Below are 25,546 nucleotides of genomic sequence, written 5' to 3' on the forward strand. Positions count from 1 at the left end.
GATCAATTCTGGATATTCCTTGGGAACAATAAAAACAGATGATGATCTTCTATTAATTTATTGGTATTAAGGAGGACAGTATGGATCATTCAACACATTCTACTCAAGAACAACACCATTCTGATCATGGACAAGATCACACCTCTCACCACGCTCATATGGTAGAGGATTTTAAAAAGAGGTTTTATCTTTCAATACTTATTACATTACCCATACTCGTTTTGTCACCAATGTTGCAAAACCTCGTCAATCTAAATATGAGATTTATGGGAGATCTCTACATCTTATTTTCTCTATCATCGTTTATCTTTTTTTATGGAGGCTGGCCGTTTCTTACAGGAGCATGGAGTGAACTAAAAGAGAAAACCCCAGGGATGATGACTCTTATTGCACTTGCCATTGTCGTTGCTTACGTCTATAGTTCATTAACCGTTTTCGGATTATCGGGGAAAAATTTCTTTTGGGAACTGGCCACGTTGATTGACATTATGCTGCTTGGTCATTGGATTGAAATGAAGTCAGTGATAGGGGCTTCAAAAGCACTAGAAGAACTAGTGAAACTTATGCCATCAGAAGCACATCGAATCAGTCAAGATGGATCAATAGAAGATCTTCCTACCTCTGAACTAAGCGAAGGTGATCACGTTCTCATAAAGCCAGGTGAAAAGGTTCCTGTTGATGGCCTTATTGTGAAAGGACAATCTTCAATTGATGAATCGATGTTAACTGGAGAATCAGTACCAGTTGAAAAAGAAAAAGATGATGAAGTGATAGGAGCTTCAATCAATGGTGAAGGTTCATTAACAGTAAAAGTCGAAAAAACAGGTGAAGACAGTTACCTTTCTCAGGTTGTCACAATGGTAAAAGAAGCTCAAGAGTCGAAATCTAAAACTCAGAATTTTTCGAATCGCGCTGCCAAATGGCTTTTCTATCTAGCTCTTGTAGTGGGAATAACCACACTGCTCACATGGATTTTATTAGGATATGATTTTATTTTTGCACTTGAACGTATGGTAACCGTAATGGTTATTGCCTGTCCTCACGCTCTAGGGCTTGCAGCTCCTCTTGTCGTTGCAAGATCCACAGCCTTATCAGCAAAAAAAGGACTGCTCATCCGAAATCGAACTAGTTTTGAGGAAGCAAGAAAGTTAGAAGCCGTCGTTTTTGACAAGACAGGGACTCTTACAGAAGGCAAGTTCGGTGTTACTGATATTATGACCGAGAAAGATGAAGATCACATTATTCAAATTTCCGCTTCTGTTGAGTCTGAATCTGAGCACCCAATTGCTCGCGGGATTGTTGAAGAAGCTAAGAAACGAAATCTTTCAGTGAATCAAGTTGAGAATTTCAAATCAATTACTGGTAAAGGATTAGAAGGTACAATAGATGGTCAAAAGGTAATGGTCGTGAGTCCCGGTTATATGAGAGATGAAAAAATCGACTATGGTACAGAGCGATACAATGAACTTGCTAAAGAAGGAAAAACGGTTGTTTTTCTTCTGATAAATCATGAATTAGTAGCCATGATCGCCCTTGCAGATATCATTCGAGATAGTGCTAAAACTGCGATTGAGCAATTAAAGAAATTAAAGATCTCGTCTATGATGCTGACAGGAGATAATCAACAAGTCGCTACATGGGTCGGAAAACAACTTGATTTAACAGAAATTTATTCAGAAGTACTACCTCACGAAAAAGCCGAACAAATTCAGAAGATCAAACAAAAAGGCTTAAAAGTGGCGATGACCGGTGATGGTGTAAATGATGCGCCAGCCTTAGCGAATGCGGACCTCGGTATCGCAATTGGTGCAGGAACTGACGTCGCGATGGATACAGCAGATATTGTTCTAGTAAAGAGCAATCCAGAAGACGTTGTTTCAATCATTGAATTATCTAATGCAACGTATAAGAAAATGATTCAAAACCTTTGGTGGGCAGCCGGTTACAACATTATAGCGATACCACTTGCAGCTGGTATTCTTTATCCAATAGGAATTGTTCTTAGTCCGGCAATTGGTGCGGTACTGATGTCTTTAAGTACAGTCATTGTAGCGATTAATGCAAAATTATTAAAAGCGTAATCAAGATAAGTTAGAAGCGGTTTTGATCGCTTCTAACTGTTTTATAATTAAAATAGCCAAAAACTATTTTCTAAAAAAACCCTTGCAAATAATATAAGATGATAAACCACGATTAACCATATACCTATACGGGTATATGCATATTCAGAAAGGGAGGCGACATATTATGATGAGCGGCGGTGGAATGAACGGTGGATTCTGGGGATTTGGTTTTTTTGGCATTCTCATTGTCTTAGCCATTATTGCAATTATTGTATGGATGGTTAAGCCTGAAAAGAAATCCAGTGGTGCAAATTCACTCGAAACTTTAAAAGAACGGCTAGCTAGAGGAGAAATTTCTGAAGAAGAATATGATCGTTTAAAAAAGAAAATAGAAAAATAATTAAGATCAATGAAACGGCCGACTCCGTTCAACCTTTTCATTGATTCAATACTACTTTAGCGTTGAGGTGAAAAAGAATGAGGAGAAAAATAATCGGTTCATCTATGATTGCCATTCTATTGATTGTAGGAGGATGGCTTCTTTTTAAGTCGCCTTTACTAACTGACAATTCCTTTCCTGAAAGCGTAAAACAAGATGGGACTAGTATATTAGAAGTAAATGCTGAAGAAGCTGGTGATCGACCTGTCAAAACATTCAATCTAACTGCAGAGAAAAATGAATGGCAAATTAGCAAAGAAAAGAAAGTGAATGCCTGGACTTACAACGGAACAGTTCCTGGAGAGGAGATACGCGTGACACAGGGAGATTATGTAAAAGTAAATTTAAAGAATGACCTGGATGTCCCAGTCACTATTCACTGGCATGGTGTATTATTACCTAATCAAATGGATGGTGTTCCAGGCCTCACACAGAATGCTGTTCAACCAGGAGAATCGTTTACGTATGAATTCATCGCAGAAGATGCCGGAACGTACTGGTATCACTCTCATCAGCATAGCTCATTACAAGTAGACAAAGGCCTTTATGGATCGCTTGTAGTTGAAGAGAAGGAACCTAAATACGATAAAGATGAATACTTTATGCTTGATGAATGGGCAGTGAATCAAGATAAACAGAACTTATCCAATATGGGCGGTATGATGATGGGTAGCATGTCTGGAGACGGAGAAGCAGACACAAAGCAAATGTACGATACGTTGACAGTCAACGGGAAATCAGGTACTTCCATCGAGCCTTTGATTGTAAAAGAAGGGAAAACAGCCAGATTACGCTTCGTTAATGCCGGGTATCAAGTGCATCGTTTAGTATTTCCTAAAAACTCCATTAGAATAATTGAAACAGATGGAGAAGAAGTGATGGATAAAACGAACTCTTCAAACGTTGTAGAGATTGCTCCGGGGGAAAGAATTGATGTTGCTTTCACCAAACAAGACGGGGACCCAGCTGTCATAGGACAAGCAAACAGTCTTGAGAACGCAGATGATATGAGAATTCCGATTGTTTCAGAGAAAAGTGATACTTCTTCTGCAGTGAAAACGTCTCTCGCTTCCACTACATCAGTTGTAGACGGAACCACTTATGGAAGTGAAAATTTGATTTTTGATGAAGCACAAACTGATCCAGATGTGAAGTATAAGATGGATTTAAGCATGGGAATGGATATGGGAGAAGGGATGGCGTTTCAGATTAACAATGAAACCTTTCCAAATACTCCACCTATACAAGTTGAAAGCGGCGATATTGTTCAAGTTGAAATCACGAACTCAGGTAGAATGAATCATCCAATGCACCTGCATGGACATCGGTTTCAAGTCACATCAAAAAACGGGAAAGAACTCGATTCTCCGCTAGTGAAAGATTTAATTCATGTTAAGCCTGGTGAAGCATACACCATTTACTTTGAAGCAAACAATCAAGGAGAATGGTTGTTTCACTGTCATGATAATAATCATGCAGATCGTGGTATGGTAACGATTGTTGATTATAAAGGAGTTTACTCCCCCTTTGAGTTAGGAGGAGAAAACAACAACTCACCGAATTAATCAAGCTATATGTCGTTCTTTTATTTATGGGAATACGCACCAGTATATTAAAGCCGAGTTGACTTAAACTAACTTGTGTGACTAACAATTGATTAGAAACACACCTTTAAACTTTTATCTAAGGAAGTGACCTGAAGTGTACAATAAAAAGCGTAATCAAAAAGGGAAAGGGAAAACCGCTACCGTCATGGCATTAAGTGCATTAGGAGGAGCGGCTGCATACGCACTAACTAGTCGGATGCAGGACGGGTTTATGGGCATGCAACAGCATCATTCTCAACAAAATTCTTCCAATCAACCTCAATCGCACTCTCAACACCAGGATCCAGAATCTTTGAAGCAAATGGCTTTCGCTCAAGGAATTGATAATGATGCCATTGCCCAATTCACAAACGCAATAAAAGACGATTTGCGCTAATTTAAGCACTCCCACTTGGGGGTGCTTTTCTTACGAATTACCTATGTTAGCTTAAACTGTTGAATAAAGAGAACGGATCAGCTGAATCCCCTATAATTAGTTGGGATTACCCTTACCTTTTACGTTAAGAAGAATAGAAATTTCAAGAGACGGCAAACCGTTCTTTTATCAATTACTGAAGGTCAGTCACTTCTTTTGTAGAATAGATAGAATAGTACGAGATTTCCCTTAAACAAAAAGGAGTGTTTAAATGATTAATCAAATCGGTCAAATCATGCTCTACGTGGACAATCAGGAAGAAGCACTAACATTTTGGACGGAAAAAATCGGTTTTCACTTAGTTTCGAAAGAAGATAACGATAGTCCAATGAAATGGATGGAGATTGCGCCTACTTTGGAAGGGGGAGCGACGAGTATCGTCCTTCATGATAGAGCGTTTATTGCGAAGATGGAACCCGAGTTAAATCTCGGAACACCATCGCTTATGTTTTTCACTGAAGATATCGATCGGCTATATGAAGATTTTAAAGGCAAGGAAATAACTGTTGGAGAGATCGTATCGATGCCTTCAGGACGAATCTTTAACTTTGCCGATCCAGAAAATCACTATTTCGCGGTTATGGAGAGAAACAAAGCATAAAAGAAAGACCTTCTCCTCACATGATTTTATGACGAACACTATCGACTACTCGATGGTGTTTTTTTTGATGTAATGAAACAGAATCTTATATAGGACGGTGATTAAAATCAGAATAATCGAAAATAAACTAGCTTTGAAGTATTTAATGCATTATAATAACTTCCAAGAAGGATATACTTCACAAAATCAAAGGAGTAGTTATGAAGCATTTATCAATCAATCAAATGGTTAAAAAACACTATTCATCACTTTCTCCAGGTCAGAAGAAAGTTGCAGAATGGATCACTCAAAATGATGAGGAAGGAGCATTGCTTACTGCTTTTCAAATGGGGAGGAAAGTAGGTGTAAGTGAAACAACTGTCATTCGATTCGCCTATGCACTAGGATTTAAAGGATATTCTGAAATGCAAGAAGCCGTGCGGCGTCATTGGTTAGAGGAAAAGCAAGATCATGAAGAATTTCCTTCACACGTACAAGAACCAACAGAGCAGACTCTTTTCAAACAGGTGATAGAAAAAGAAACATCTGTCCTAAAGCAATTATTAGCACAATTGGATGTAGAAGAGGTCTGGAAGGTAGTCGATCATTTCATTGAGGCAAAAAGTGTATACATTGCAGGGTTTGGGAGTTCCTATGGAGCGGCTTACTGGTTGTATTATAACTTAAAGCAATTCAGAGCAGGTGTATTTCTATCTGAATCAATGGCTTTTTCTCCTGAAGATCTTTGTGACCTTACGCAAGATTCAGTCGTTGTTATTCTTTCATTCCCGCGTTATCACAAAGAAGCGATCGAACTTGCTACATTTACTCAAAGGCTAGGAATTCCTGTCGTATCCATTACAAATCGGCATTTATCTCCAATTGGTCCGCTTTCTACAATAACGTTAACAACCGAAGAGAAGATGGACTCAGGACACCATTCCATTGCCTCTGTCATTAGCTTTCTAGAAGTGATCATTCAAGGGGTACAATTCAAAGATCGAGAACGAATAAGTCTTCGCCAACAAACGTTGGAACAACTTTATAGTGAGCGTAATTGGTTTGTGGAATAAACTTTGAGAATAAAGGTGGAATGGGAATGAATGAATTATCAAAACGTAACGAAACAGTTAAGGTTTCACATTTTTCTACAAAAGATATCTTAACCTTTTTAATTCCGTCGTTAATAGGGATCCTCTTATTTATTGTGCCGATAACACAGGATGGAGGTATCACGATCCCTGTGGCGTTTCTAGCGGGACAAATTAACGCTTCAATCGGCGAACTCATACCTGCTATAACGGTTTTTATTATGGTGGTAGCGACAGTAGGATCATTTGTAGCAGTAACGATTAAACCTCAATTTTTAGCAAGAAACCCAGCTTTACATACGTTATTACACGTTCGTCCATTCTGGTTAATTGCGCGTTTACTCGGAACAATATTTGCTGTCATGACGCTATACCAACTAGGACCAGAAATGATTTACTCTGAAAATACTGGTGGGCTTTTAATTTATGACTTAATCCCAATCTTATTTTCAACATTTTTACTAGCTGGGCTATTGTTGCCGCTTCTTCTCAACTTTGGACTTCTTGAGTTTTTTGGGGCATTGCTTATTAAAATCATGAGACCGCTCTTCAAATTGCCTGGTCGATCATCTCTTGATTGTCTTGCATCATGGGTAGGAGACGGAACAATCGGTGTTCTTCTCACAACAAAGCAATACGAAGATGGGTATTACACAAAAAGAGAAGCCGCTGTTATTGCGACCACTTTTTCAGTTGTTTCCATTACATTTACAATCGTCATTATTTCCTATTTGAATTTGGAGCAGTATTTTCTACATTACTATGCAACCATCATTTTTGCTGGACTTGTAGCGGCACTCATCATGCCACGCATTCCACCATTGTCTCGAAAGTCAAATAAAGGATATGAACATACAGAATTAAAGAAAGAAACGGGGATTCCAGAACAATTTTCACCCGCTAAATGGGGCTTTCATCAAGCGGTTTCAAAAGCCCAAAAGAATAAAGGACCGATGAGCGTAATAAAAGAAGGTGTACAGAACGTATTAGACATGTGGTTAGGCGTTTTACCAATCGTAATGGCTATAGGTACCATTGCTTTGATTACAGCAGAATTCACCCCATTCTTTACGATTCTAGGGAAGCCGTTTGAACCGATCCTAACATGGATGCAAGTGCCAGAAGCTGGTGAAGCCGCTCAAACAATGGTTGTCGGATTTGCGGATATGTTTCTACCAGCTGTGATTGGTAGTGGCATTGAAAGTGAATTAACCCGCTTCGTCATTGCCTGTGTATCTGTAACACAATTAATATACATGTCTGAAATGGGTGGATTACTCCTCGGATCTAAACTTCCTATCAGCATTGTCGATTTAATCATCATTTTCTTAATTCGCACATGTATTACACTGCCGATCGTTGTTGCTATCGCTCACCTTATCTTTTAAAAGAAAGGAAGTTCGAATGTGAATTTCGTAGAAGAAAACCATGATAAGATTTTAAAAACATATCATGAGCTACATCTACTTGCTGAGCCAAGCTGGCAAGAAGAGAAAACAGCTCATTACTTAAAGGAAAAGTTAGCGGAAGTCGGTTATCACATCCAAACCTTTCAGGGGCACTTCGGATTTGTTGCAGAGTTTAAAGGAAAAAAGGCTAATGTGATCGCTCTTCGTGCAGATATGGATGCGCTTGTTCAAGAGGTAGAGGGGGGTGTTAAGCCCAATCACTCCTGCGGTCATGATGCGCATAGCACAATGGTGCTATTTGCAGCATTATCACTTATAAAAGAGCCGATGCAGCATACCATTCGCTTTATCTTTCAACCTGCGGAAGAAATGGCTGAAGGAGCACTAAAAATGATAGAAGAGAATGTGCTAAAAGACGTTATGTTTCTAGCCGGGATTCATTTGCGTCCATCGATGGAGATTTCTTACGGCAAAGCCGCACCGATTATTTCGCACGGCTCAACCACCAGTATAAAAGGTTGGATCAAAGGCGTGCCTTCACACGCGGCTAGACCTGAGACAGGTAATAACCCGCTTGAAGCAGCAGCGGTTTTAATTCAGGAAATCCAGCGTATTCGGTTAAATGTTCCTGATCCTTTTTCAGTGAAGATTACTGAGCTTCATGGCGGGGAAGCATCTAATTCGATTCCCGCTAAAGCTCGCTTCACACTGGACTTAAGGTCAAGGTCCAACGAAACAATGAAGAAACTGATCGACCAAACGAAATACATCATTTCTAAAGTAGGAGAGCTAACAGAAACAGAAATAGCGTCTGAAATAGCCGAATATTCTCCAGCCGCTGTTAAGAACGATTTGGCCATTACCCTCGCTAGAAAGGCAATTGCTTCTTCTTTAGGTGCTAACAATGTAGTGGATGAGTGTGTATCACCAGGAGCGGAGGATTTTCATTTCTATTCATTAAAGTATCCTCATCTTACTGCAACCATGATTGGGCTAGGATGTGATTTAACGCCTGGATTACATCATCCTGATATGCAATTCAACAAGGAAGCATTGATCGATGGCACGAAAATCCTCACTCAATTGTTGTTAGAAGCCGATCAAAATGAATGGTAAGAAAGAAGGGATACGAGTTGAAAGCAAACGTACTTAAATCATTAACGATCCGTACCCTTCATTCGGTTGAAGAGCTTGAGGAAGTGAGACGATTAGAAACAATCGTATGGAGCTTTAATGATTCCGTACCAGTGAATCAAAGTATGGCCGTTGTCAAAAACGGTGGATTTATATTAGGAGCCTATTATCAAGACAGACTTATCGCTTTTCAATATAGCTTTCCAGGATTTAATGGTGAGAAAGTGTATCTTGTTTCTCAAAGTTTAGGCATTCATCCAGATTATCGAAGACTAGGAATTGGTGAAAGACTGAAAATCGAACAAAGAAAAACAGCGTCAAACATGGGATACGATTTCATTACGTGGACGTATGATCCGCTAGAGACGGTTAACGGCACGCTAAACTTACACAAGTTAGGGGCCGTCGTGAGCACGTACCTTCCAAATGTCTACGGTCTCATGGATGATAATCTCAATGCAGGGATACCAACTGATCGCTTTTTAGTTGAGTGGGATACGAATGAGATGAAGCGAAGTACTGAAACGAATCCAACGATACCTTATGCTCTTATACCAGGTGGAGAGAACCTTTTTAGCAAGCCTGAAAAACTAGACCTTTCCCTTAATGCTAGTAAGATATTTGTACCTGTTCCAGGAAACTTTCAAGAAATCAAAAAGTTCGATCTATCACTAGCTATTGACTGGAGAGAACAAACAGGACTTGTTTTTTCTAACTACCTAAAGAGAGGGTGGAAAGTGACTGATTTACTAAAAAGGGAAGAGTATCCACATCATTATGTATACCTCTTAGAGAAAGGTGATCAAAACAATGAAAATTAGTAGCATTATCTTAAGACAAATCAAGATGGACCTACTTCATCCTTTTACAACAAGTGTTGGAACCGAGCGAGACAAAGATATTATACTAGTTGAAGCGAGATCTCATTCTGGCCAATCAGGATGGGGCGAATCGGTCGCCATTATGGAACCAATTTATAACGAAGAAACCGTTCGTACCAATTGGCACATGATGAATGACCATTTAATTCCGCTGCTTCATCAACAAGACATCACTCACCCTGATGAGGTATCAGAACGTTTCAAGAAAATTCGCGGCAATTATAACGCCAAAGCGGCGATTGAATGTGCGATATGGGATCTTTATGCTAAAGAAAACAACCTTCCGTTAGCTCAAGCACTTGGCGGGGTGAAGAATAAAATAGAAGTTGGCGTCAGCGTAGGAATTCAATCTTCACATGAAAACATCTTAAAGCAAATAGATGAATATCTCCAGAGCGGGTACAAACGCATTAAGATTAAAATCATGCCTGGTTGGGATATTGAGATTCTAGCTATGATACGCAAAAAATTCCCAACGATCGAGTTAATGGCCGATGCGAACTGCGCTTATACACTCGATGACATTGAACACCTTAAGAAGCTAGATCAGTTCCATTTAATGATGATTGAACAGCCTCTTGCTCACGACGACATCATTGATCATGCCAAACTTCAAGCTCAATTGGATACACCTATTTGTTTGGATGAAAGCATTCATACTTATGAAGATGCGAGAAAAGCCATTGAACTTGGAAGTTGTCGAATCATTAACCTTAAAATCGGTCGCGTTGGAGGCTTAACTGAATCTAAGAAAATCCATGACCTATGTACAAAGCATCATATTCCTATGTGGTGTGGCGGGATGTTGGAAGCAGGGATTGGCCGAGCCCATAACCTCGCCATCACTTCACTCAGTCAATTTACATTGCCAGGAGATACAGCTCCATCAGCTCATTACTGGAAGCGGGATATTATTAAACCAGAAGTAGCAATGAACAATGGTTATATCGACATCCCTGAAGGTCCGGGTATAGGATTTGAGCCTGATCTAGAATATATTAACGAATTGACGGTACATAAACATGTAGCAGTGTTGAAATAGAAATTAATAAATGCGGAAGTCACTTATTTTAATAGAGATAAATGACTTTTTTGTTTTCTAAGTACCTTTTTTGGAAAAAGAACTGTAATTCATAACAAATATGAAGATTATAAGATCAAAAAGTGCCAATTTTACGACCACGGAACATTTGTTCTCCGTCAAATTTGTTTAGTATTTTGTGTAGGTGAGCTATTTTACTAAAATCAACTAAAAGTGAGTGGAATTTAGTAAAATATGACGTTCTAGATACAAAAGTGCCAATTTTACGAGGTGGCGAACATTTGTTCTATCTTGTGTTTATAATATAAAATAGATGAAAAGGAGGTTATAAAATGTCTAAAATGAAACTCAGTATGAATGAAGTGATATCTCTCTAAGAGAGCGGTTCTAGTACTAGCGAAATAAGCTTATTAGCAGGAGTTTCTGACAGACACATTCGGCAGCTACTGACCACTAATGGCGTTGAAAAGCGAGCAAGAGGGAGCTGGAAAAGGAAATACTCCTTTAATGAAGATTATTTTAAGCATTGGACGAACGACATAGCTTATTTACTTGGATTTTTTATTGCTGATGGATATATTGCCTCTCAATCACAACCTAATGCTTTTACGCAGAAAGATCCAACTATTCTGGAAGAAATCAAGAACGTTTTCGATTCAAATCAACCTTTATATAAAAATATCGGGGTATACACTTTGCTTTTTCACAGCAAAATTATGAAAAACGATCTTCGAACGCTATTTAATATTACATCTTAGAAAAGTTACAATATCACGTTTCCGATTGTATCAGAACAATATATTCATTATTTTATAAGAGGATATTTTGACGGCGATGGTCACGTAAATATATGGAGACTTTGCTAACAACGCTAACGCAGTATGGATTTGATCCATATATGAGTGAAAATGGAAAACACTACCGAGTTTTTATTACTAGCAGGAAATCAATTAAACAATTCGCCGATTGGATTTATCATGACAAGTCACTTTATTTAAAACGTAAATATGAAGCTTTTGCTCAGGAAACATTTACAGCTGATGAACTGCATGATCGAAAACGAAACCGAGATCGCAAGTAAGTGTTCAATGAATTGATATGAATCCAAATGAAGCAAGTAGAGGAGTACACTGTCGATTCGCACAAAAGTATAAACTATGTTTTCACCCTAGTTGTTGACATTCATGCAGTTTAGTACATACTTTTGTGCATTTAGAACATGCACAAAAGTATGTACTAAGTTGTAAAAATGCACAAAAGTCTAAACTATAATGCAATAATTCTCAAAATCAGTTATATGAGAGATCAGTTTTTCGACATTAAAAAAGTTGGAGTAAACTAACGGGTTCGGTTTTGGAGTACAAAATGTCAAATAACAGCACTATTCACTATCCGATTAGCTATATAATTTTCATTAAATTCACACTAAAAGCGCACAGTGATTGGTTATCTGTGCGTTTTTTATTCAAAGAGGATTTCCAAAGGTTTTATGGGATTTTATGTTAATATATAGAAAGTGGGATTGTTCCATTAAAGGGCAGGATTGTGGAAGACTTGAATTCAAGATAATTAGCGTTATGAAACTAAATTCAGTCTAAATCGTATGTTTAATATGAGGGTTTCAGGCAGATGAGAATGAGGAATTCGTTGAACTTCTATATTGGAGATGCAATACGTCTGTGAGTAATGGAAACCAAAATAAAACGTTCAATAATGCTATAGCCTCTAAACAATATATGGAATATTATACTGAAAATGGGATAGGAATTACCCATGCATATTAAGCTGGTTGGGTATTTGCTGTTTGGAAGCTTTATTTTAATGCTTCTAATTGGATTAATTGGAAACATAATTTTCAACTAAAGGGTTCACTTGTAGAATCTGACCCAAAAGGATATTCATTTAAATTATTACTGACTTAATTATATAATTATCAGTTTAATAAGGAAGGAGAAAGTGTGTGTCTGACTATTTAACGGTTAATAATAAGAAAATCTATTATGAGGTTCATGGTGATGACCATCTACCTGTATTTTTGTATTTACATGGCGGACCTGGAGTTGGTTCCTATGATTTCATAGAACATCAAGGTAAACGACTTTCAAAATTTATGAGGGTCATTGCAATAGATCAAAGAGGGGTGCTTCGATCGGATCCAATCGAAAACGAAGAGTCTTTCGGAATTCGTGATCTGGTAGAGGACTGTGAAGCTATTCGTAACCAACTGGGTATAGAAAAGTGGGGTCTCATTGGTCATTCATTTGGCGGGTATTGGGCTGTTCAATATCAATTGGATTATCCGGAGAAGGTAACATATCTATTGTTGGAATGCCCGACGCTTGACCTGGAGAGCTCTGCTCGCTCACTAATTACGGGAGCAGTTGAGGAGTATAAAAGATTAGAAAAATATGAAAAGGTCAATGAGTACCTTGCTGCTTCAAAGATAAGAGAAACTGAAAAGGTTTGGGAAAAATGTATAGAGGCTCTTATTGACTTGGGGGAACATAAGGACAATTTGTATGTCCATGGGGAAGACAAACAATTCTTTGATCGTCTTGTTGAAAACTCCGGTATTCCACAGGAAAATTGGGAACGGGCAGCGAATCATCAACAAAAGTTATATCAAGAAGGGAAAGTATTTGAATCATTGTTACCGCAACTCGATTCGATTACTTGTCCGATGATATTGATGAAAGGTAAATATGATTGGGTGACCAGTAATGATCAACTGACTGCATTTGCGAATGGAGAGACCAACCGTAAAATATCTATATTTAATGAAAGTGGGCATTTTCCGAGGTACGAGGAACCAGAAACGTATGCAAAAGTAATAAAAGAATTCATATCAACTCACTGAAAAATCATAAATACTGATCCTGACTAATCGGGGTGTTTGTCAAGTTAGAAAAGAAAGATTTTCGCACAACATTAAGTTTATATCTTGACTTCAAGTCTTACGGAATCTCGGAGCTTATCTGTAATAAGATAGGGTCTTTTTAGTGAAAAAGATGGATTTATTAGCTCTGATTTGAAATAATTGGTATTAAGCATTTTGATTAAAATTAGATGTTAATCGAACTACTTTATGCTCTAGGAGGATTATTATTTGAATACCAAAAAACTTGATTTGATCATCTTATTAACCCTGACCGTTGCAGTTCCGTTATGTATAATTCTACCTTACCTGGGAATAGTTCCGGACCTTTTACTATTCATCATCTTGCCAGTAGGAATTATCTTTTGCCTCATAGGGGTAATGGCTTCTGTTCTAAGGATACAAACCAGTGGTTGGAAACAATCATAACAAATATTAATGTTCCATAATCTCGGAGCTTTTTCTGAAACATCTATGAAAACATTTATTTTGATCTAGAACGATATTCCAGCTTCGGGGAGATTAGCCTATTAGTAAGAGTTGTATATGTCAATTGAGGTGATGTTGTGAGTAATAAAAGCAATAAAGAAAATAATACATCGTTGAAAATTGTTTCATATTGGTTTTCTATACCCAGGATATGGCGTAGAAGTCTATTTTGGGTCATTATGTTCTTTTTAGCAATATTGGGATGGATAAAAATAATAAATAAATATTTCTAAGCAGGCTTTATTTATTCAATTAAATCGGAGCGATTGCACAATAAAAGGTGAGCGATCTGTAAGTATTTAGAGCAGTTTAATGACTTGGGGGCATTAGTAATGTCAAAGAAGACCTCTTCTATCTTATCAGTTTTGTTTTTCATACTAGCCGTTTTCCCGTTGATATTTGGACTAACCAAAGGCGGCAATGAAATCTAGCTTGCAGTAATCAATGTAAGTATATTTATTCCGTTGTTTTTTAGTGTTTTAGAATTAGTATATGGGTTGAAAGGAGTAAAGGGTAAAGTCAAAGTTGAACTTGTTATGGTAAATCTTTTAGGAATTTGCCTTTCGATTTTCCTGCTAGTTATTGCGATCTATGGTTTCAAACAAGCATAAGAGTCTTCTTCAATTAAATCGAAGCGATTATAGGTTGATGTTGATTAAGATTCTACTGCGGGACATTAGGGGTTCATTCAGGATAGAGGTGCAAGAAGTTTTAAAGATATTGATTTTATTGTAGATATATAGTGAATCACATCTATATTCGCAAAAGGAAACGCTGTTGATTTTTAAATCAACAGCGTTTAACTATGTTACTTAGATGGTTCAACGTGAGAATAGTTCAATAACTCCACTTTGGTGGCAGCTAGATTTTTTTCATCCATTTCCTTGTTAAACTGAATAGGAGATACTCCGAAGGTAATCGTATCCGTTCCTAATTGCGCTTTTTGGTTACCGTCGTAGGTAAGAATAGTAAATTTGATTACATAGGGATGACTAAGGTCATTTCCTTTTTCCGATTGGTCTAATTCAACAACGTCATATTTTTCGTCCCACCAGTTATATTGAAACCTAATTGAATCCTTTTTATAAAAACCCTTTACTGCTTGTTTTAATTCATCGCTAAACTGATCCAATATAAAATGATCGATAGCTTGTTCCATTCCTTTTGAATCGTGTTTATGCTGTTCTTCAGCACTAACTGGTATGTCATATAAGGACAATGCCACCATAAATATTGCGAATACTAGTACTTTTTTCATCGAATCAACTCCTTTTCGAATATCATTTCAAAAGGAAGTTGATATTATTCAATTACAAATTAAGTATTAGGTCAATGGTAGGCTATTTCACGCCTGTATATTATTTGATAAAGAAGTTCAGTTACGATCAATCCCTGATACAATAAATATCTATATTGAAAAAAGATTCCTTAGATTTTACAAAGACGGATCAGATTTTCATATTCCATTAAATGGGAGCTTATCTGTAATAGTCAGTCTGTGTATTGTACAAATATAGAAACCAAAATAACTGATAGCGGGGGGAAAGCAGTTGAATTCGCCAACTGAAGAATCTAACAGCATTGCAATCATTATTAAACATTTAAGCGGAAATATGCACTCTAGATGGGTGGATTTTTTGACTTCTGATGGAGAAAAACCTGATAGAAACAGAGATTTGGAATTTGTTGATTGTAATGAAACAAAGGAAGATCTAATGCAAAACTGGGATAACGGATGGAAGCTGCTTTTTGAGACAATTAAGAACCTTAAAACAAGCGATTTAAACAAAACTGTTTGTCTCAGAAAACAATCCTTTAGTGTTCTTCAAGCAATTCAAACTGAATTAGCTCATATTAGTTATCACCTAGGACAGATTCTGTATATTGGCAAACAAATTAGGGGCAAAGACTGGATTATTTTAAGCATTCCAAAGAACGGTTCGGAAGAGTTTAATCAGAAAGCATCAATGAAAAAGCTTTAACAGTAAATTATCAAATTGTAGTATTTATTGGACTTAATTCTCTTTTTTCTGCTACCAATAGAAGTTGTCCATAAATAGTATTCTTCAACAATCTTGGAGCTTTACTGAAATATAGGCGCTCAATGCACAGGGGTTGTGGAAGAAGTAAAAAGGATGGAAAGTATCATTTTTGGGGGATTTAGAATATGGACTTTGAAGATTATCTAAAGGAAATGGCTGAATTTGAAACGGAACGATTAAAACTTAGAAAATTAACTTATGTTGACTTAGACGATGTTTATGAGTTTTGCTCTAATCCCAAAGTAGCTCACCCAATGACATGGGAAGTAAATACTTCACGAGAAATAACGAATGATTTCTTAAAAGCAGTAATTACTGGTTACGAAGATGGAGAGTCTGGTGAATGGGCAATAGAATGGAAAGAAACAGGTAAAGTCATTGGAGTTGCAGCGTTTATTGAATGGAGCAATAATCATAAGTGCATAGAAATAGGTTATTTTCTTTCAGAGAATTTTTGGGGAAGGGGAATTGTTACCGAAGCACTCCAAGAACTAATTCGCTATGGATTTAATGAACTTAATTCTAATAGGATTGAGGGTAGATGTGATACTGACAACATTGGCTCCCAGAAGGTAATGAGAAAATTAGGTATGGAATATGAAGGTACTTTACGAAAAAATGAATTTATCAAGGGGGAATTTAGAGATACTCAAGTATATTCAATTCTAAGTAGTTAAACAGATGAAAAATATTATGACCAGAAAATAGAGTTACATAACTAAGTGGGGTTTTGTTTGTCCATTAAGCGAGGAGCTAATCCGTAATTACGGATCAGCTTCTGGTTTCAAGAAATAATGATTGAGTGATTGAGTTAGTCATTAGTATTTGAAATATATAGGATTAACATATTCGGACTATGAAGAGGAGATATTTGTGCCAAACAAATATCTTGATATCTAGTCTTCCACAATCTCGGAGCTTATCTATAATAAGATAGGCTCCTTTTAATGTGAAATAAAAGATTGAGTTGTTCTTAATTATTTGAAATAATTGGTACTAAAGATATGAAAAGGTAAATTGAAGAGTGTTGTGTAACTTGTATTCAATAATTCGGACTTTATTGAGATTATTTTGTTAGCGATGAGAAAGCAGAATGAGTGACGCAAGGAATAAATGTTTGTTTTATACACTTGGCTACGGGGGTACTTATGAAAACTCACTATTATTTAGGTTGGTTTAACAATTTCTTTCCAGAGACTCTGGGCAGGTTGTTACAGGAGGATATAACTGATAGAAAATCGATTGCTATGATAAGCTCGAATCCATCTATTTATGAAGATGATGGTGCTACTGAGCGCTCATGGCTTGACCAGGCTGGCATTATGTTCGATGAATATCATTTAATTAATTATTGCTTACAGAAGGAAGAAGCCCAAACGAAAATTCAAAATGCTTCCGTCATTTTTTTGTTGGGTGGAAATATTCTGGAGCAAAATGGTTTTTTGATGGAATATGAATTATCTAATCCTATAAAAGAAAGCAGTGCCGTTGTGATGGGAGCAAGCGCTGGTGCAATCAACATGTCCGCTAAATGGTTATGCTCGAAATCATTTGGAGATGAAGTTGATAAGAGCTCTGTTTACAACGGAATCGGTCTTGATAATTTCTCCGTCCTATCTCATTTTGATCTTGAAAATAATATTCCACTGGTTCAGAGCGAACTATCTCCCCTATCGGAAGAAATTAATATTTATGCATCGAACAAAGATTGCGCTGTACGTGTAAAAGGAGCCAAAATCGACGTTTTTGGCACTGTTTTTTTAATTTCCCACTCAAAGATTCGAAAATTGGATGATACTTTAAGGCCTATATATTAAATTTATTGAAGGAAAACGATGTAAAATACGATCGTCACCAAAGCATAGACGTTCAGAAAGGTCTACTGGAATCGGACACGAGTGTTGAATGTGCGTCTCTTTTTTCTTCTTCAACTAACTCGGAGCGATAGCTGCACAGTGGGGGGATCGCTTTTTGTGGTAACGGAGCAGTTTAGTTCAAAAAGAACTGGTAGTTGGGAAAGGATTTAAAAGATAACTAAGAATTGGTATTGACAATAAATACTAAGAATTTCTTGAAATAAGGGGTGTTTTATAATTGATAAAACTCTCAGGGAAAGTAGTGAGTGGGTTAGGCAATTATTCATATTGGATTGAAAAATATCAGGACATTTATAAAGAGAAGACAGGGGTAGTTTTGTTTCCTGGAACATTGAATGTAGAACTAAATGAACCATATAATCTCCCTTATGATGTTATACGTTTGGAAAAAGAAGAATATGGTGGAGCAGTATCTGTCAGTATACTCCCTTGTGAAATATTTGGAAGGAATTCATTTATTTTAAGAACTGATGCCAATGAGAGTGGAAATGGCGACCATCCAAAGACAATTATTGAAATTGCCACCGATATAAAGCTTCGTGATAAATTCATCTTAAAAAATGGAGATGTAGTTGAGGTAGTTATCTCTTAAACAAGAACCTTGTACCATTAACGAAGAGCTTTAATTTAAGAACTGCTCCAACATATCCACGAAACCAAGTCTTCCATTATCTCGGAGCTATTGAAGGACAAGGCGATAGTGCTTTGCTGAAAAGATTAAGTATACACTGTGAGAAAAGCGAATATACCAATTTAAACACTCTTTAAGGAGGGGCTTGGTATTCGCTTAATATCATCCATTTTCAAAAATCCGAGTGAGCCATCTTTCTGTGTCGGAGGAGAATTGTGTGCATCCATAGAAAACTTGATAGTTACTTTTATAGCATTACTGATTATTTACTTTGGTTATAAGTTCATCTATAAACAGTAATAATTAAATTCTCCATACATTTAATGAGTAGTTACTTGTTCCATAATCTCGGAGCAATTCTGGAATATCATAGCAACATAAGTGTTGAAGAACGATCTTCAAGAATACAGGAGTGAGTTAAGAGTGCTGATGAAATTAATTCCAAGTGTGTGGGAAACAGCAAGGCTTACAATTCAAGATCTTAGTGAAAATGAAATTCATATTGTTCAAAAGTTATATGAACAAGGGAGATACATACACCAATGGGACGGCGGTAGCCTAGATTATGAATATGCTTATCGCTGTTTTACTGATGGCGACTTACCTCCCAATGGAACCAAAGACAAGTTTAAAATCCAGGTGATTAGAGTGAAGGAAACGGATACTATTGTTGGAATACTTACCACCTATCAAGGATATCCGAAGAATGAAACCTATTATATTAACTATCTATACATCGACAAGGAATATCACAAACAAGGACTAGGGAAAGAAGTCATTAGTGAATTCTTAAGTATTTTAAGAGAGTATAAATTTGGAGAGGTCCGAGCAAGTGTAGCAATAAAAAATTGGCCGGCTATTAGATTTTGGACTGGACTTGGATTAGATACGATTAATGGATTTTATGGAGATAATGAATATAGAGCTGATCATTACGCTGACATAGAATTAATTAAGAAGTTTTAATTAATTCTATGTCAGCGATTAAATCGGAGCAATTGTTCAATAAGATACTTGATTTATTTTCACAATAAATGATTGTCCGGAGGCTAAATCTAAAATGATAAAAGGTCATTATGTGTATTTAAGATCTATTAAAGATGAAGATATGGAAAGCATCTTTCAGTCAACTCAGGATAAAGAGTTTCTATATATGACCGGCACTCGAAAGTCTTTCGAACTGAATGAAATTATTGAAAGTTACAAACAGTTTAGTGAAGATTCTACGCGCTATGATTTTGCTATTTGTACCTTGGATCATAATATAGTAGTAGGTGACTTAGCAGTGTTAGATATAGACCTAGAAAATAAAAAGGCTGGCTTTAGAATATCACTTCACGATAAAAAAGTATTAAACAAAGGTTATGGTACTGAAGCAACTAAACTTGCACTTAAATTTACTTTTGAAGAACTTAGACTCAATCGTTTGGAATTAGAAGTATATTCGCATAACCTTCGAGGAATTAAAGCATACGAAAAAGCAGGCTTTAAAAAAGAAGGAGTCTTAAGGCAATCCCTATATATGAACAATACATATTCAGATGAGATCCTTATGAGCATACTTCAAGAAGAGTATTATAATAATTAACGACTCGTTTAAAAAAGTACTTTGAACTCAAGTCTTCTACTAACTCGGAGCTTATCTGTAGTAAGATAGACTCCTTTTAATGTGAAAGAAAAGATTGAGTTGTTCCCAATAATTTGAAATAATTGGTACTAAAGGTATGGGTAGCTTAACGGAAGACTCAGTTTCTAGATAAAGAAAGGTGGATGTTGTGAACAAAGAAAATCTTTTAAATATACTGGCTATATCTAGCCTGATTTTGAGTGTGAGTGTTTGGATTCCAAACGTAATATTTCAAGTTGCTAGTCCTTTTTGGCTTATAACATTTATTATAGCTCCAGTTGGTATAGTTTCTGCAGCGTTGATAAGAAACTATTGGCTAATTGTATCTAACACACTTATGTTGTTTAGTTTTTTTATTCTGATGTTTACTGGTAATATTGTGAATTACATAACTGGTGGGAATCACTAAAAACTTTGAATATATATGAAAAACACTCGATGAATACGAGTGTTTTTCAGTAGTTATTCTAAGTTTATAGCTTTTCTAGGTACCACTGGAATTAGTGTGCCTATTAGAGCAATTCCTGCACATACAACAAACATCATTGAAAATCCAGTTAGTGCTAAACTACTCACAGTTAGAAAAATAAGAATGTCAAATCCTGAATCTAAAATGGATAGAAGAGAGATCGTAGTTGCCCTAACATTCGATGGAATGATTTCATTAGAAAGTTGAGAGTAAACAGGGTATCTAATTGCACTTACAAGTTTAAGAACTAATAACACTCCTAATACCGTTCCCAGATAGGAGGTGAATGTTGCAACTCCTATAAGACCCAAAACAGCTAAAAGACCTGTTATAAATAAGAGATGTACACGACTTATCCTCTTTGTCATCCAACCTATTGACCTTGATGCTGTAAATCCTAAAAGAGCAGCACCAGCATAGACAATACCAATAAGGTAAACAGGAAGACCTGCATCAACTAATAACTTTTGATCAAACTCTCCAAAAATTGCAGTCGCGGGAATGAATACGAGAGTAATATTCATAAACATCCATAAAACTTGAGGATGCTTCTTTATTACAAAGAATCCCTCTTTAAGTTGTGATCGAATATCATTGGTATATGTTCCTTGGTTTGTTGGATTTTTTATATACAATAACAAAACGAATTCAATGGACATAAAAAACAAACTTAAAACAATTAACCGTTTAAATTGTCCATCAGATAAATCTTTTGCTAGAATCGCACCTATAATAACAACAATAATTGTAACTAAAAATTTTGCGGAACCAATTTGACCCATCGCCTTATCCATCTTATTCTCTTCGTTTGATAAGATTAACGACTCATAAATTAAAGCCTCATCTGCGCCACTAAAGAAGGTTGCAGCAATTCCGGTTAATAAGCTACTTAAAAAGAAAACCCAAGGATCATAAGCCCAAAGTAATAAAGCGTGACTACCAATACCTAATAATGAGCCTACTAAAAAAGAGGTCTTTGCTCCGTAACGATCTGCAAATATACCAGTAGGTACTTCACCTATTAGAACTCCGAGACTAAAGAAAGTCATGACTAAAAGAATAAGTGTTTCATCTAATCCTCGAGAAAAATAAAACAAAGTTAGCACTGGTGTGATAAATCGAATACTTCCAAAGATTTGCGACCAAAATAAGAAATTAATATTGTGTGCGGCTAGTGTATATTTCTTCATTAGTGTTCCTCCTGCTATAAATGAAATTACATTCAAATGGTGTATTAGCAGGAGTTAAAGCACGTCAGGTTATTGGATTTTTAACTTGCTCTCACTCCTGCTACTTTTGTGGAGTTAACAGCTAAAGTTTTTGACATAAAAAATACCTCCTTAAAATATTCCAACATTAATTGTACAATAATTCTAAAGAGTAAGTAACTAATATTAGTAAAAAAGTTAATTTAAGTTATTCCATAAAATCGGAGCTTATCTTTAATAAGATAGGCTCTTTTAAATGCTGGGATTATAATCTCTAGTAAGATTATCTGGCTCATGTATAAGTCTCCTTCTAAAGTTGTAGCTTATTTAATGCTCGCAGCCGAGGCGTCATATTAAATTCCTATATACACTTAATTCATAGAAAATATGAAAAGAGGAAGTGGATAAATATGATTGAAGGACTTTACGAAGCTCATTTACCAGTTAAAGATCTAAGATGTTCTATTCAATTTTATCAAAGCTTGGGGTTAGAGCTTGCTTGGGAAGGAGTTGGAATTGCTTTTATCTGGATTGAGAGGCATAAAAGTTGGCTAGGGCTCTGGGAAGGAGAAGAATATTTAACCGCATACCACCCATCACTAAGACATGTGGCTTTTAGAATTCCATTTGAAGAGATGAAGAACTCTGTGAATTGGTTGCATAGTAAAGGAATAGAAGCTGTACCTTTCGGAAACAGGACATCAGTGCAGCCATTTGTAAGGCCTAATCAGGGGAATGCTTCTGTCTATTTTAAAGATCCAGATGGAAACAGTTTGGAGTTCATGAGTTTTGTTTCTGTTCCGGACGAACTCAAACAAGAAAGTGGGAAATTTGAAATGACAAAGTGGATGGAAATAGTACGCCTAAGAGGAGAAGAGAATACCTTGTGAGGATAAGGCGGCTTACTTTAAAAACAAAACATCTTGATAAAATGAAAATTTTTTATACAGAAACTTTAGGTATGCCATTAACAAAAGAATGCCAAGAAAGTTTTCAGGTATCAATTGGTTCAAGTCAATTGAAATTCACATCAAGAAATGTAAAAGGCGATCCTTATTACCACTTTGCTTTCAATATCCCTTCAAATAAATTTAAAGAGGCTAAAGCATGGTTAGAAGGTAAAGTTGAACTGAATGAAGAAGAAGGAAAAGATGAGGCGGATTTCCCAAACCTTCCTGGCCATTCACTATACTTTTATGACCCTTCTGAAAATGTAGTTGAGTTTATCTCCAGACATTCTATAACCAAAGCTAGTGATGAACCATTTTCACAAAGTAGCATTCTAAGTATTAGTGAAATTAGCCTTACTGTGGATGATGCAATAAAAACTGGAAGACAATTAATGGACCTTGGGATTAACGAGCGTGATAACAAACAAATAAGCGACGAATCACTTAATTTTATGGGGAATCGTGCAATTGGCGTCTTTATTTTGTTAGTTCAACCAGGTAGAAGATGGATATTTTCTGATAAGGTTTCTGCTATTTATCCAATTGATCTAGAGGTAAATACGAATGATCAAATAGTAGTAAATGAGAACCATGCAGTAACAATTAATTCCACTAGCTAATAGATTTTAGGTGGTTATTCAAGTATCTCGGAGCGATTGAGGAATAGCATTCCAGTTTATGTGTTGGGACGATATTCTTGGATTATTAGTATTAATCGGAGAAATTAACGATTTGTGAAACCTAATCTGTTAGAATACAAAAATTAGTGAGAATTGGAATGAGGGGTCTAAAATGAGTAAATCATTATTACATATTGAAGGATTGATTGTCTTACTTGTTTCAGTGTATTTTTATGCCAGTATAGACGGGAGTTGGTGGCTATTCTTCCTTTGTTTACTTGTACCAGATCTATCTATGTTGGGGTACGTGATTAATAATTCAATAGGTTCAACTATTTATAATTTTGGACATACGTATGTCATTCCGTTAATACTCATCATTCTTAGTGTTATTTTACATCAAGATTTGATGTTGGCATTAAGTATTATTTGGGTCGCACATATTGGAATGGATCGGACAATCGGCTACGGTTTAAAGTATCCAAGTAACTTTAAGGCTACGCACTTACAAAAAGTTTAGATACCATTTGAACTGTAAGGTGTGATTGTGATGTCAAACCTTTCTTCAACAATCTCGGAGCATTTCTTGAATAATTTCATTTAATGCCAAGGAGTTAGTTTTAAATAGAAGAAGCTTTTAAGACTGTTAACTTTGTTACTATTATTAATAGGCGGGATCTTGGGTTGGTTATTTACATATCTAGTTGACATAGGTACAGGTTGGCCGGGGCTAGGTACTAGCATTTTAATCGGAAGTTCACTTGCTCTATTATTAAAAATAAGTAGCCAACTAAGTAAAATAGAAAAAAGAGAAAAGAAAAAATGATTAACACAGCTAAAAAAATAACTACATAATATCGGTGCGATTATGGAAAAATAGTTGCCCTCGTGTAAATAGCTTTATTAGTGCGAGTAATATTCTTTCTTTTCTTTAAGGTAATTATTTTCGCATTTTAATCTCTTGAATTCAATTTTGTTCCCACTCTTATTCTTTGTATCAATTACTTCCCATTTAGAATTTTTGAGCTTCAAATGAACCATTACATCAGAGTTGTCGAGTTTTTTATATAACACATAAGCTTCCTGTGGTTTGATAAACAAACGAGGTCCACCAAAAGATTCAACGTAAAACTGTTGTTTGAGGGAATCATAGTAGGTATCTTTTTCCTTTCCACCATAAATCATATTTGCAGCATCTAAATCATCAGAAGTGACTTCTGCGTAGCTCTGCTCATCAATCTCAAGATTGAAATTAGAAATAATATCTTTCATAATTTGAGAGGTGAATTGCTGATTACGCCATTCAATTTTCTGATTGCATTGTTGGGATAATTTTGGTACCTCAGCATGGATATTTAAAGTAACTAGGTTAAAGCAGATTAACAGTCCACAAACAAATAGGAATATCTTCTTCATTTATATAACCTCCAATAATGGTTTATGATATTATTTAGCATGAACTGAATACTTATTCTAATTTATTACCATATGAAAATCAGCTATCTGAAAATTTATAGCTTATAAAACGTTAAAGCTTCTTCCAAATAACTGTGGAACTTAAAACAAAAAAGCACCTTAAGAAAGAATTTAGAATGAACCAGATTGAATTATAGAATAAAGCGATTAATGTTGCATCTTCCATAATCTCGGAGCATTTGGGGGTTAAGCGCGGTGTAAATGAGGACAGGATTCTGGAGTAAGTAGTTTTGAAATTTCATAATTGGCTTATAGAAGGGGCTGACATATTGAAGAGTTTCATTCCTTTACTTCTCATCATTACTATCATACTAGCCTCTTGTAGCAAGGAGCCGTTAATTATAAAGCAATATACTGAAGCAAAAGTGGTTAACAATGATTCGGGGGAGACCTTGTATGAAACAAACGATCAGAATCAAGTTAAAGAAATAATTGACCAGATAAACACTTCTAAGAGAACTGACACCTGGGATGCCATCGGTTCAAGTTATATACTTGTTTTGAAAGATGGTGAAGATACTTTAGAAGTTACGTACTATAATGGAAAAAAACAGAATGGTGAAGTCACAGTAAAGGGTTACCACTTATATACGGATTTTAAGTTTATTGATGGGTTCTAGC

General features: G+C 36.2%; 27 protein-coding genes. 24 read left to right on the forward strand and 3 right to left on the reverse strand.

All coding sequences use genetic code 11. The features are described 5' to 3' along the window. Positions 1-80 precede the first annotated feature (80 nt). From AC0VYO_RS11770 to AC0VYO_RS11830, 13 genes are all read left to right on the forward strand, one after another. On the forward strand, positions 81-2,081 hold the full coding sequence (locus AC0VYO_RS11770; protein ID WP_475365260.1) for a heavy metal translocating P-type ATPase: 2,001 nt from the start codon (positions 81-83) through the stop codon (positions 2,079-2,081). Between the two features lie 166 nt (positions 2,082-2,247). Next, positions 2,248-2,463, forward strand: a complete 216-nt coding sequence (locus tag AC0VYO_RS11775) for an SHOCT domain-containing protein (RefSeq protein WP_475367572.1) — start codon at positions 2,248-2,250, stop codon at positions 2,461-2,463. A gap of 77 nt (positions 2,464-2,540) precedes the next feature. Beyond that, a complete protein-coding gene (locus AC0VYO_RS11780; protein WP_475365262.1) occupies positions 2,541-4,067 on the forward strand; it encodes a multicopper oxidase family protein in 1,527 nt (508 codons plus the stop codon). Positions 4,068-4,203: 136 nt separating this feature from the next. After that, complete coding sequence (locus AC0VYO_RS11785; RefSeq protein ID WP_475365263.1) at positions 4,204-4,485, forward strand: hypothetical protein; 282 nt, start codon at positions 4,204-4,206, stop codon at positions 4,483-4,485. A gap of 250 nt (positions 4,486-4,735) precedes the next feature. Further along, positions 4,736-5,125 (forward strand): VOC family protein, encoded by a 390-nt coding sequence (locus tag AC0VYO_RS11790; RefSeq protein ID WP_194221757.1) that lies wholly within the window; start codon positions 4,736-4,738, stop codon positions 5,123-5,125. A gap of 200 nt (positions 5,126-5,325) precedes the next feature. Then, positions 5,326-6,177: a MurR/RpiR family transcriptional regulator gene (locus AC0VYO_RS11795; RefSeq protein WP_475367573.1), complete on the forward strand. Its 852-nt coding sequence runs from the start codon at positions 5,326-5,328 to the stop codon at positions 6,175-6,177. Between the two features lie 26 nt (positions 6,178-6,203). Further along, positions 6,204-7,583, forward strand: a complete 1,380-nt coding sequence (locus AC0VYO_RS11800) for a YjiH family protein (protein ID WP_475365265.1) — start codon at positions 6,204-6,206, stop codon at positions 7,581-7,583. Positions 7,584-7,601: 18 nt separating this feature from the next. Further along, the gene (locus AC0VYO_RS11805; RefSeq protein WP_475365266.1) at positions 7,602-8,720 is read left to right on the forward strand and encodes an amidohydrolase; all 1,119 of its coding nucleotides are present in this window, start codon (positions 7,602-7,604) and stop codon (positions 8,718-8,720) included. Positions 8,721-8,737: 17 nt separating this feature from the next. Continuing rightward, positions 8,738-9,559: a GNAT family N-acetyltransferase gene (locus AC0VYO_RS11810; RefSeq protein ID WP_475365267.1), complete on the forward strand. Its 822-nt coding sequence runs from the start codon at positions 8,738-8,740 to the stop codon at positions 9,557-9,559. Continuing rightward, positions 9,549-10,661 carry an o-succinylbenzoate synthase gene (gene menC / locus AC0VYO_RS11815; RefSeq protein WP_475365268.1) on the forward strand — a complete coding sequence of 371 codons (1,113 nt, stop codon included), beginning with the start codon at positions 9,549-9,551 and terminating at the stop codon, positions 10,659-10,661. The genes AC0VYO_RS11810 and menC overlap by 11 nt, the downstream gene beginning before the upstream one ends. A gap of 539 nt (positions 10,662-11,200) precedes the next feature. After that, positions 11,201-11,419, forward strand: a complete 219-nt coding sequence (locus tag AC0VYO_RS11820) for an LAGLIDADG family homing endonuclease (RefSeq protein ID WP_475369057.1) — start codon at positions 11,201-11,203, stop codon at positions 11,417-11,419. A 92-nt stretch (positions 11,420-11,511) separates the two neighbouring features. Beyond that, the gene (locus AC0VYO_RS11825) at positions 11,512-11,742 is read left to right on the forward strand and encodes a hypothetical protein (RefSeq protein ID WP_475365269.1); all 231 of its coding nucleotides are present in this window, start codon (positions 11,512-11,514) and stop codon (positions 11,740-11,742) included. A gap of 879 nt (positions 11,743-12,621) precedes the next feature. After that, positions 12,622-13,518: an alpha/beta fold hydrolase gene (locus AC0VYO_RS11830; RefSeq protein WP_475365792.1), complete on the forward strand. Its 897-nt coding sequence runs from the start codon at positions 12,622-12,624 to the stop codon at positions 13,516-13,518. A gap of 1,315 nt (positions 13,519-14,833) precedes the next feature. Here the strand turns inward: AC0VYO_RS11830 and AC0VYO_RS11835 are convergent. After that, complete coding sequence (locus AC0VYO_RS11835; protein ID WP_475367574.1) at positions 14,834-15,283, reverse strand: DUF3888 domain-containing protein; 450 nt, start codon at positions 15,281-15,283, stop codon at positions 14,834-14,836. A 292-nt stretch (positions 15,284-15,575) separates the two neighbouring features. Between AC0VYO_RS11835 and AC0VYO_RS11840 the strand changes: the two genes are divergently transcribed. From AC0VYO_RS11840 to AC0VYO_RS11870, 7 genes are all read left to right on the forward strand, one after another. After that, positions 15,576-16,007, forward strand: coding sequence for a DUF1572 family protein (locus AC0VYO_RS11840; RefSeq protein WP_475367575.1), 432 nt, complete (start codon positions 15,576-15,578; stop codon positions 16,005-16,007). A gap of 185 nt (positions 16,008-16,192) precedes the next feature. Further along, complete coding sequence (locus tag AC0VYO_RS11845) at positions 16,193-16,744, forward strand: GNAT family N-acetyltransferase (RefSeq protein ID WP_475367576.1); 552 nt, start codon at positions 16,193-16,195, stop codon at positions 16,742-16,744. Between the two features lie 471 nt (positions 16,745-17,215). Next, complete coding sequence (locus AC0VYO_RS11850) at positions 17,216-17,884, forward strand: Type 1 glutamine amidotransferase-like domain-containing protein (protein WP_475367577.1); 669 nt, start codon at positions 17,216-17,218, stop codon at positions 17,882-17,884. Positions 17,885-18,161: 277 nt separating this feature from the next. After that, entirely contained in the window at positions 18,162-18,536 is a 375-nt protein-coding gene (locus AC0VYO_RS11855; RefSeq protein WP_475367578.1) for a DUF120 domain-containing protein, read from the forward strand. Positions 18,537-19,004: 468 nt separating this feature from the next. Further along, entirely contained in the window at positions 19,005-19,541 is a 537-nt protein-coding gene (locus AC0VYO_RS11860; RefSeq protein WP_475369058.1) for a GNAT family N-acetyltransferase, read from the forward strand. A 94-nt stretch (positions 19,542-19,635) separates the two neighbouring features. Continuing rightward, positions 19,636-20,163, forward strand: a complete 528-nt coding sequence (locus AC0VYO_RS11865; RefSeq protein WP_475367579.1) for a GNAT family N-acetyltransferase — start codon at positions 19,636-19,638, stop codon at positions 20,161-20,163. Positions 20,164-20,350: 187 nt separating this feature from the next. After that, on the forward strand, positions 20,351-20,611 hold the full coding sequence (locus AC0VYO_RS11870) for a hypothetical protein (protein WP_475367580.1): 261 nt from the start codon (positions 20,351-20,353) through the stop codon (positions 20,609-20,611). A gap of 53 nt (positions 20,612-20,664) precedes the next feature. On the opposite strand, the gene AC0VYO_RS11875 is transcribed toward AC0VYO_RS11870, so the two are convergent. Then, the gene (locus AC0VYO_RS11875) at positions 20,665-21,861 is read right to left on the reverse strand and encodes an MFS transporter (protein WP_475367581.1); all 1,197 of its coding nucleotides are present in this window, start codon (positions 21,859-21,861) and stop codon (positions 20,665-20,667) included. Between the two features lie 428 nt (positions 21,862-22,289). Here AC0VYO_RS11875 and AC0VYO_RS11880 point away from each other — a divergent pair, with 428 nt between their 5' ends. From AC0VYO_RS11880 to AC0VYO_RS11890, 3 genes are all read left to right on the forward strand, one after another. Then, positions 22,290-22,769: a VOC family protein gene (locus AC0VYO_RS11880; RefSeq protein ID WP_475367582.1), complete on the forward strand. Its 480-nt coding sequence runs from the start codon at positions 22,290-22,292 to the stop codon at positions 22,767-22,769. Continuing rightward, a complete protein-coding gene (locus tag AC0VYO_RS11885) occupies positions 22,766-23,449 on the forward strand; it encodes a VOC family protein (protein ID WP_475367583.1) in 684 nt (227 codons plus the stop codon). The genes AC0VYO_RS11880 and AC0VYO_RS11885 overlap by 4 nt, the downstream gene beginning before the upstream one ends. A gap of 172 nt (positions 23,450-23,621) precedes the next feature. After that, complete coding sequence (locus tag AC0VYO_RS11890; RefSeq protein WP_475367584.1) at positions 23,622-23,969, forward strand: DUF4260 domain-containing protein; 348 nt, start codon at positions 23,622-23,624, stop codon at positions 23,967-23,969. Positions 23,970-24,352: 383 nt separating this feature from the next. On the opposite strand, the gene AC0VYO_RS11895 is transcribed toward AC0VYO_RS11890, so the two are convergent. After that, on the reverse strand, positions 24,353-24,865 hold the full coding sequence (locus AC0VYO_RS11895) for a hypothetical protein (protein ID WP_475367585.1): 513 nt from the start codon (positions 24,863-24,865) through the stop codon (positions 24,353-24,355). A gap of 329 nt (positions 24,866-25,194) precedes the next feature. Between AC0VYO_RS11895 and AC0VYO_RS11900 the strand changes: the two genes are divergently transcribed. Beyond that, positions 25,195-25,545 carry a hypothetical protein gene (locus AC0VYO_RS11900; RefSeq protein ID WP_475367586.1) on the forward strand — a complete coding sequence of 117 codons (351 nt, stop codon included), beginning with the start codon at positions 25,195-25,197 and terminating at the stop codon, positions 25,543-25,545. Position 25,546 lies beyond the last annotated feature (1 nt).

It is taken from the genome of Anaerobacillus sp. 63XJN7_4_ISO-PGPR-S23-413 (genome assembly GCF_056173725.1).